The organism is Agrococcus sp. HG114 (genome assembly GCF_024723325.1).
GTDB lineage: Bacteria > Actinomycetota > Actinomycetes > Actinomycetales > Microbacteriaceae > Agrococcus.
This window is the reverse complement of the sequence record NZ_JANQCH010000101.1, coordinates 1-8408: the sequence shown is the minus strand read 5'-3', so window position 1 is coordinate 8408 and position 8408 is coordinate 1. Positions and strand designations below refer to the sequence as shown.

At 73.2% G+C, this 8408-nt stretch carries 3 protein-coding genes; all 3 read left to right on the top strand.

Translation table 11 applies throughout. The annotated features are described in order from the left end of the window. A partial coding sequence (locus NWP09_RS09825; protein ID WP_258275332.1) for a hypothetical protein occupies positions 1 to 947 on the top strand: 947 nt, incomplete at its 5' end. A gap of 273 nt (positions 948 to 1220) precedes the next feature. Then, complete coding sequence (locus NWP09_RS09820) at positions 1221 to 7274, top strand: Ig-like domain-containing protein (RefSeq protein ID WP_258275331.1); 6054 nt, start codon at positions 1221 to 1223, stop codon at positions 7272 to 7274. A 34-nt stretch (positions 7275 to 7308) separates the two neighbouring features. Then, entirely contained in the window at positions 7309 to 8289 is a 981-nt protein-coding gene (locus NWP09_RS09815; protein WP_258275330.1) for a MoxR family ATPase, read from the top strand. The last annotated feature ends 119 nt before the right edge of the window (positions 8290 to 8408 follow it).

The window sequence follows — 8408 nt, the reverse complement described above, 5'->3', positions numbered from 1 at the left end:
CTGCCGCCGCGACCGCCGGCGCGGCTGCGGGCGGCGCGGCCACCCGGCGCGAGCGCCGCGAGCTCCTCGAGCCGGAGCCCACGCAGGCGATGGAGGTGCAGGACGCCACCCGGCCGATCGCCGTCGACGACGCCGAGACGCGGGCGCTCGACACCACCGACGACACGGACACCCGAGTGCTCGGCATGACCGGCGACGCGGAGACGCGGGCGCTCGACACCGCCGACGGCGGCGCCGGCGCCACGCGCGTGCTCGACGAGCAGCCGCGCGAGCGCACCGGGCGGTTCGGCATCATCCGCGACGAGGTGCCCGACTCGGCGATCCCGGCCGCAGGCGACACCGGCGGGGCGGGCGCAGGGGCCTCGCCCATCGTGCTCGTCGAGGAGCCCGTGCCGCCGCGACGCAAGGGCGCCCGCGGGGTCGGCGCTGCGGTCGTGCTCCTCGCGACCCTGATCTTCGCGCTCCTGCTCGCGGCCGCCTCCTTCGCGGTCGGCTACCTCTTCGACCGCGGCTTCGACGCGACCGAGACGCTCGAGACGCTGTGGCTGCGCCCCTCGTTCCTGCTGCCCGTGATCGTGTTCCTCGTCGCATACCTCGTGCTCGCGCTCATCGTGAACCGCGCCGGCTGGTGGGCGCACGTGCTCGGCGGCTTCCTCGTCGCCGCGCTCGTCTACCTCGCGCACATCGCGGGCGCGTTCATGGAGTCGGAGGGCGGCTGGGAGGGCTACACCGCCCTGCCCGGCATCGATGCCGGGGACCTCGCCCCGCTGCTGCTCGCCCCGCTGTCGGTGCTCGCCTTCGTGATCGCGCGCGAGGTGCCGATCTGGGTCGGCGGCATCGTGTCGCGCCGCGGCCGCCGGGCGCGCGAGTGGAACCGCCAGGCCATGGACGACTTCAACGCCGAGAACACCGAGCGCCTCGCGGCGTACGAGCGCGCGCGCAGCTGATCGCGCCGGGGCGGACGGGGGAGGCGGTCACCGCCTCCCCCGTCCGCGTCCGGGCGGCTCCTGTGCACGTGGAGCGCCGCGATCCGCTGTCGCGCGGAGCGCTGCGCCTCTTGGGAATGCTTGCCGTCAGGTTGGTGTTCGCTCAGGTCTGCCACAATGGGGCTGCCGCTCCCGTCCCGGGGCGGCGTTCCATGAGCCGAGAGGGAAGTCGGTTTGCTCCGGTGGGTCACGCGCCATCGCAGGTCGACGGCAGCAGGCGCGCTCGTCACCGCCGTGTCCGTCGCCCTCGGCATCGTCGCGTTCACCCATGAGGGCTTCACCACCACCGACGTCGACCTGCACGACGGCGGCGTCTGGGTGACGAAGCAGGAGACGCAGCAGCTCGGCCGCATCAACGTGCAGGCGGAGGAGCTCGACGCGGGCCTCATCTCGCCGACCGCGCGCTTCGACGTGCAGCAGGACGGCGACCACGTCCTGCTCCACAACCAGGAGGCATCCGCCGCCCTGCTCGTCGACCCCGTGCAGGTGGTGACGGGCACGAGCGTGCAGCTGCCGCCGCAGGGGCGTCTCGCGCTCGGCGGCGGCGTCGTCGCGATCCTCGACCCGGCGGACGGAGCCCTCTGGGCCATGCCCTTCGGCGATCTCGGCGGCTACTCGCCCGAGCACACCGACCCCGTCGCCGAGCTCGGCCCCGGCGCCGGGATGACGGTCGGGCGCGACGGCACCGTGCATGCGGTCTCGACCGCCGACAGCCAGCAGGTGACGATCCCGCTCGTCGACGGCGTGCCGGGCGAGGCTGAGATGCGCGGCCGCGACGAGCTCGGCGCGATGGAGGCGCCGGTCGTGACGAGCGTCGGCGACCGCGCGGTCGTGCACGACGACGCGACCGCGACGCTGCTCCTGCCGGGTGGCGCGGTCGACGTCCCTGAGGGCGCGGAGGTGCAGCTCGACGGCGATCGCGCGGACCGCGTGATCCTCGCCACCGGTGACGCGCTCATCCGGCAGCCGCTCGGCGGCGGCGATGCCGAGGTCGAGCAGATCCCGGGCGGCGGGGATGCGGTGCGTCCCGTGCAGCTCGGAGGGTGCGTGCACGGCGTGTGGCCGGGCAGCGCGACGTTCGTGCGCGATTGCGGCGATGACGCGCGCGACCTGCGCGCGCAGGTGCCGGAGATGGACGGCTCGCCCGTCACGTTCCGGATCAACCGCGACCAGGTCGTGCTGAACCAGTACGTCGAGGGCGCGTCGTGGCTGCTCGCCGACACGCTCATCCTCGTCGACAACTGGGAGGACCTCGTGCCGCCCCAGGACGACACCCGCTCCGACGAGGAGGACTCCGAGTCCACCGACGACCTGCTGACCAACCAGCCGCCGCCGATCAACGAGGAGAACACGCCGCCGACCGCCGACGACGACGCGTTCGGGGCGCGGCCGGGCCGCTCCACGGTGCTGCCGGTGCTCTGGAACGACGTCGACGCCGACGGCGACGTGCTCGTCGCGCGCCCGGTCGGCGACCTGCCGACCGGGGTGACGGTCGCGCCGGTCGCGAACGACTCCCGCCTGCAGGTGCAGCTCGGCCCCGACCAGCCGGCGGGCACCTTCTCGTTCGGCTACGAGATCGACGACGGCCGCGGCGGGACCGACCAGGCGACCGTCGTGCTGACCGTGCGCGACGGCGGCGAGAACGCCGTGCCGGAGGCGCTGCGCGAGCAGGCGTTCGCGGTCGAGCAGGGGGGCGAGTACGAGTACCAGGTGCTCGCCGACTGGCTCGACCCCGACGGCGACGACCTCTACCTCGTCGGCGCGACGAGCGACTCCGGCGACACGATCCAGACCGACCCGTCGGGCAGGCTCGTCTACACCGCGACCGGCGAGGTCGGCATCCACGGCGTGACGATCACGATCTCCGACGGGCGGTCCGAGACGACGGGCGAGATCCGCGTCGACGTGCGGGAGCGCGGCAGCGCCCCGCCGCTCGCGAACGCCGACTTCGTCACGACGATCGAGGGCCGCGAGGCGACGATCCGGCCGATGCTCAACGACTTCTCGCCCTCGGGCAAGCCGCTGCGGCTCGCGTCGGTCGAGCCCGCGCCCTCGCTCGAGATGACGTGGGATGCGACCACGGGCACCGTGAAGATCCTCGGCGGCGCGGTCGGCACGCACTACTTCACCTACCTGATCGCCGATGGCTCGCTGACCGCGCCCGGCCGCGTGCGCGTCGACATCCGCACCCCCGACGAGGAGGCGCGGCCCGTCGCGGTGCGCGACACCGCGCTCGTGCCGCAGCAGGGCACCGCGCTCGTCGACCTGCTCGCGAACGACGTCGACCCGGCCGGCGGCGTGCTCGTCGTGCAGCAGGTGACGATCGAGAACGCGGCGCCCGTCACGGTCGAGCTGCGCGACCGCCGCATCGTGAGCATCATCGACAACCGCGGGCTCGAGGCGCCGTTCCAGTTCACCTACACCGTCTCGAACGGGCGCTACTCCGAGACCGGCACCGTCGAGGTCATCCCGGTCGTGCCGCCCGCTCAGCCGCGCGCGCCCAAGGCCGTCGACGACGCCCTCACGGTGCGCGCGGGCGACTTCGCGACGCTCGACGTGATCGACAACGACTTCTCGCCCGACGGCACGCCGTTCTGGGTCGCGCCCCGCATCGTCTCGACGAGCTTCGCCTCCGAGGCGGAGGGCGTCGCGTTCATCTCCGAGGGTCGCCTGCGCGTGCACGCGCTCGAAGGCGGCCCCACGCGCGCGACCGTCGTCTACGAGGTCGAGGACGAGCTCGGCAACCGCGACTCCGCGACCGTCGCGATCACGATCGTGCCGCGCGAGGCGGAGCAGAACGCGCCGCCGGCGCCGCGCACCGTCACGTCGCGCGTGCTCGCCGGCTCGTCCGTGCGCATCCCGATCCCGCTCGACGGCATCGATGCCGACGGCGACGGTGTCGAGCTCGTCGGCTACGACGAGGCACCGAAGGGCGGCCGCATCCTGCCCGCCGTCGGGCCCGACTACTTCGACTTCGAGGCGTTCCCCGACAGCGCGGGCACGGTCGAGTTCACCTACCGCGTGCGCGACCGTTGGGGCGCCGAGGGCGTCGCGACCGCGATCATCGGCATCGCGCAGGCGGCCGACGTGAACCAGACGCCGTTCGCGCAGACCGACCTCCTCACGGTGCGCCCCGATCGGCAGATCGCCGTGCCGGTGCTCGAGAACGACTCCGACCCCGACCAGGACGCGCTCACGCTCGCCGCCGACGGGCTGACCGCGGGCGACGAGCTGGCGGGCGCGACGGTCAACGCCGAGCGGAGCACCGTCGACCTGCGCTCGCCGGCCGAGCCGGGCACCTACCAGTTCTCCTACGTCGTGCGCGATGCCCGCGGCGCGTCAGCGACGGGCATCGTGATGCTCACGGTCGCCGAGGACGCGGAGCTCCAGCCGCCGATCGCCCGCGACGACCCGCTGCCGCGCGACCAGGTGGTGCTCGGCCAGGCCTTCGACGTGCCGGTGCTCGACAACGACCTCGACCTCGACGGGGACCCGAGCGAGCTCGCGCTCTCCGTCGTGACCGGCGCCGGCGAGGTCGTGGGCGACACGGTGCAGGTCGTGCCCTCCGAGGCGTTCCAGGTCATCACCTACCGGGTGACGGACGTCGACGGGCAGACCGCCGAGGCCTTCGTCTCGGTGCCGCCCGTGCGCGACCGCGCCCCGTTCCTCTCGAAGACCGAGCCCGTGCAGATCGGCTCGGGCATCCAGCTCGAGATCCCGCTGCGCGACTTCGTGACGACCTCGAACGGGGCGCCGCCGCGCATCACGTCGGGCGACACGGTCACGGCCGTCAACCACGACGGCTCCGAGCGCATCAAGGATCCGCAGACGCTCCTCTTCCGGTCGCCGCAGGGCTACGTCGGCCCCGCATCCATCACCTTCGAGGCCACGGACGGCACGGGGCCCGACGACCCGGAGGGCAACACGGCGACGCTCACGATCGCGATCGAGGTCATCCCCTCGAGCGTCGTGAAGCCGACGTTCGCCGGCGCGGTCCTCCGCCCGGAGGCGGGCGAGGGCCCGGCGACGTTCGACCTGCGCGACGCGACGAAGGATCCCGATCCCGGCGACCTCGAGGCGATGGTCTTCGAGCAGCGCGGCGGCTCGATGGCAGGCGTCACCGTCTCGCTGCGGGGCTCGGTCCTCACCGCCACGGCGGAGGTGACGACGCCGCCGGGCACGACGGGGTCGTTCCAGATCGTCGCGATCGACCCGCACGGCAACGAGGCGCCCGGCACGGTCGTCGTCGAGGTCGTGGCGACCACGAGGCCGCTCGCGATCGCGCAGCCCGACAGCGGCGAGGCGACGCAGGGCGTGCCGATCACCGTCGACGTCGTGGGCAACGACTTCAACCCGTTCGCCGATCGCGGCGAGCCGCTGCGGGTCGTCTCCGCCGAGGTCGTCGCGGGCGACGGCGACGTCTCGAACGGCGACCGCGAGGTGACCGTCACGCCCGGCGGCGACTTCAGCGGCGTGCTCACCGTGCGCTACACGGTGCAGGACGCGACCGAGCTCGTCGCCCGCCAGGTGACCGGCACGCTCACCCTCAACGTCAAGGGCCGCCCCGACGCACCGCCCCGGCCGAACGTCGACGCGACCGGCGACTCCCAGGTCACGCTCACGTGGGGCGCGCCGCCCTCGAACGGCGCACCCATCACCGGCTACGTCGTGCAGTCGGCCGACGGCTCGATCAGCTTCCCGTGCGCCGCGACGACGTGCACCGTCACGGGGCTCACCAACAACGTGACCTACCGCTTCCAGGTCGTCGCGCAGAACGAGGTCGGCGACTCCGACCCCTCGCCCGCCTCGAACGAGGCCCGTCCCGACGTGCGCCCCGAGCAGCCCGCGCCGCCCTCGGTCGAGCGCGGCGACACGCAGGTCTCGCTCTCGTGGACCCCGCCCGTGAACCGGGGCTCGCCCATCCAGAGCTACACGGTCGAGATCTCCCCGCCCGCGCCCGGCGGCGTCGTGCAGCAGCAGGCGACCGGCACGAGCCTCACGTGGACGGGCCTCACGAACGGCGTCTCGTACACGTTCCGCGTGCAGGCGGTCAACCTCGCCGACGAGCCGAGCGACTTCTCCGCGTACTCGCAGCCGGTCACCCCGGCCGGCCCGCCCATGCAGGTGCAGCAGCCGTCCGCCACGCCGAACCGCGACATCCCCGGCGAGGTGCAGGTGCAGGTGACGTGGAGCGCGCCGAACGAGAACGGCGCGCCCATCACCGGGTACACGGTGACGCCCTCCACCGGTGCGGCGCCCATCACGGTGAGCGGCACGAGCGCGAGCTTCCGCTTCGACGCGACCGGCGAGGACGTCACCTTCACGGTCACCGCGACCAACGACGCGGGCACGAGCCAGCCCTCGCCGCCCTCGGCGCCCATCCGCGTGTTCACGGCACCGGATGCGCCGTCGGGCGTGAGCGCGACGGACGGCAACGCGAACTCCGTCGTGAGCTGGACGCCCGGGTCGTCGAACGGCCTGCGCGCGAACGAGGTCTCCTTCGAGGTACGCGGCGGCGGTGCCGGGACCCAGTCGTTCGGGCCCGGCGGGACCTACACGGGGATGAACAACAACGGCGGGCCGTACACGTTCGAGGTGCGCGCGGTCGCGGTCGTCGACGGCACGACGTACGCGAGCGGCTGGACCGCGGCCGGCAACCAGGCGATGCCCTACGGGCCGATCGCCGCGCCGGTCGTGCAGGGCTCGGCGCAGGTCGAGCAGGTCACGTTCACCATCAGCCCGCCGGCCCGCAACGGACGCGACATCACCACGCGCTACAAGATCGACAACGGCGGCTGGACCACGTGGTCGGGCGGCCAGGTCACGCGCGCCGCGAACGGTGGGCAGACGGTGCGCATCACCGTCGAGTCGAGCACCGGTGCCGCCGAAGCGGGCCACGGAGCGCAGACGACCACGGGCACCGCGCAGGCCACGGCGGAGCGGCGCCTGTCGCCGTCGATCTCGCTGACGAAGGGCGACGTCGCCTACAGCGGCAGCTGTCAGGGGGCGAACGGCGAGACGTGCCGCTTCTACGAGCTCAACTGGAACGACCTGCGCCCCGGCAGCTACCAGTTCGCGTGCCACCACACCGACGGCAACGGCGACGGGAACCCGTTCGAGAGCGGCGTCGTGTCGATCGGCGGCCTCCGCGGCTCGACGCAGTACGAGTCCAACGGCGAGCGGCTCTGCTACTCGGGCTTCGCCGGTCAGGCCTACATGTACGTGTGGGGCGGTCCCGACGGCATCGCCCACGGCAGCCTCCGAACCCCGAACGTGCGGTGGCCGTGATGCGGCGCCGCGACTCCGACCGAGAGGAGCGCGCATGAGCGCCACCATGACCCGCGAGCAGGCCGCCTGGTTCGCCGAGACCTTCACGCGGCTCGTCGACAACGTCGGCTCCGTCGTGCTCGGCAAGGAGGAGGTCATCCGCCTCGCCTTCACCGCGATGCTCTCCGAGGGGCACCTGCTGCTCGAGGACGCACCGGGCACCGGCAAGACGCAGCTCGCCAAGTCGATGGGCGCGACCGTCCAGGGCACGAACCACCGCATCCAGTTCACGCCCGACCTGCTGCCCTCCGACGTGACGGGCGTCACGGTCTACGACCAGAAGACGGGCGAGTTCGAGTTCCACAAGGGCCCGATCTTCGCGTCGATCGTGCTCGCCGACGAGATCAACCGCGCGAGCCCCAAGACGCAGTCCGCGCTCCTCGAGGTGATGGAGGAGGGGCGCGTGACCGTCGACGGCACGCCGTACAGCGTCGGGCGCCCTTTCATGGTCATCGCGACCCAGAACCCGATCGAGCAGGCCGGCACCTACCGGCTCCCCGAGGCGCAGCTCGACCGGTTCCTCATGAAGACCTCGATCGGGTACCCGGGGCGGGAGCAGACCGTGCGGATCCTCGCGGGCGCCTCCAACCGCAACGCCTCCTCGGGCGTGCAGCCGGTCATCACGACCGGCGCGATCGCCGAGATGATCGACCTCGCGGCCACCGTGCACGTCGACGACGCCGTGCTCGACTACGTCGCGCAGCTCTCCGAGCACACGCGCGATTCGAAGGACACGCGCCTCGGGGTCTCGGTGCGCGGCGCGATGGCGCTCATGCGCGCCGTCAAGGTGTGGGCCGCGTCGAAGGGCCGCGCCTTCGTGCTGCCCGACGACGTCAAGGAGCTCGCGCAGCCCGTGTGGGCGCACCGCGTCGTCATCGATCCCGAGGCGGAGTTCTCGGGCGTGACGGGCGACCGCATCATCGACCGGGCGATCGCCGACATCGCGGCGCCGCAGGACCGGCAGCGCGCTGCGTGACGGTCGCGCCCGAGCGGGCGAGGCCGACCCCCGCACCTGATCCCGACACCGGCGGCTCGACGCGCACGGCGACCGCCGGCGCGCCCGAGACGACCCGGCTGCGGCGCGCGGTCGAGCGC

Bases quoted from the DNA above. Each gene is read 5' to 3' on its own strand.
- NWP09_RS09815 (WP_258275330.1), top strand. From the start codon at position 7,309: ATGAGCGCCACCATGACCCGCGAGCAGGCCGCCTGGTTCGCCGAGACC.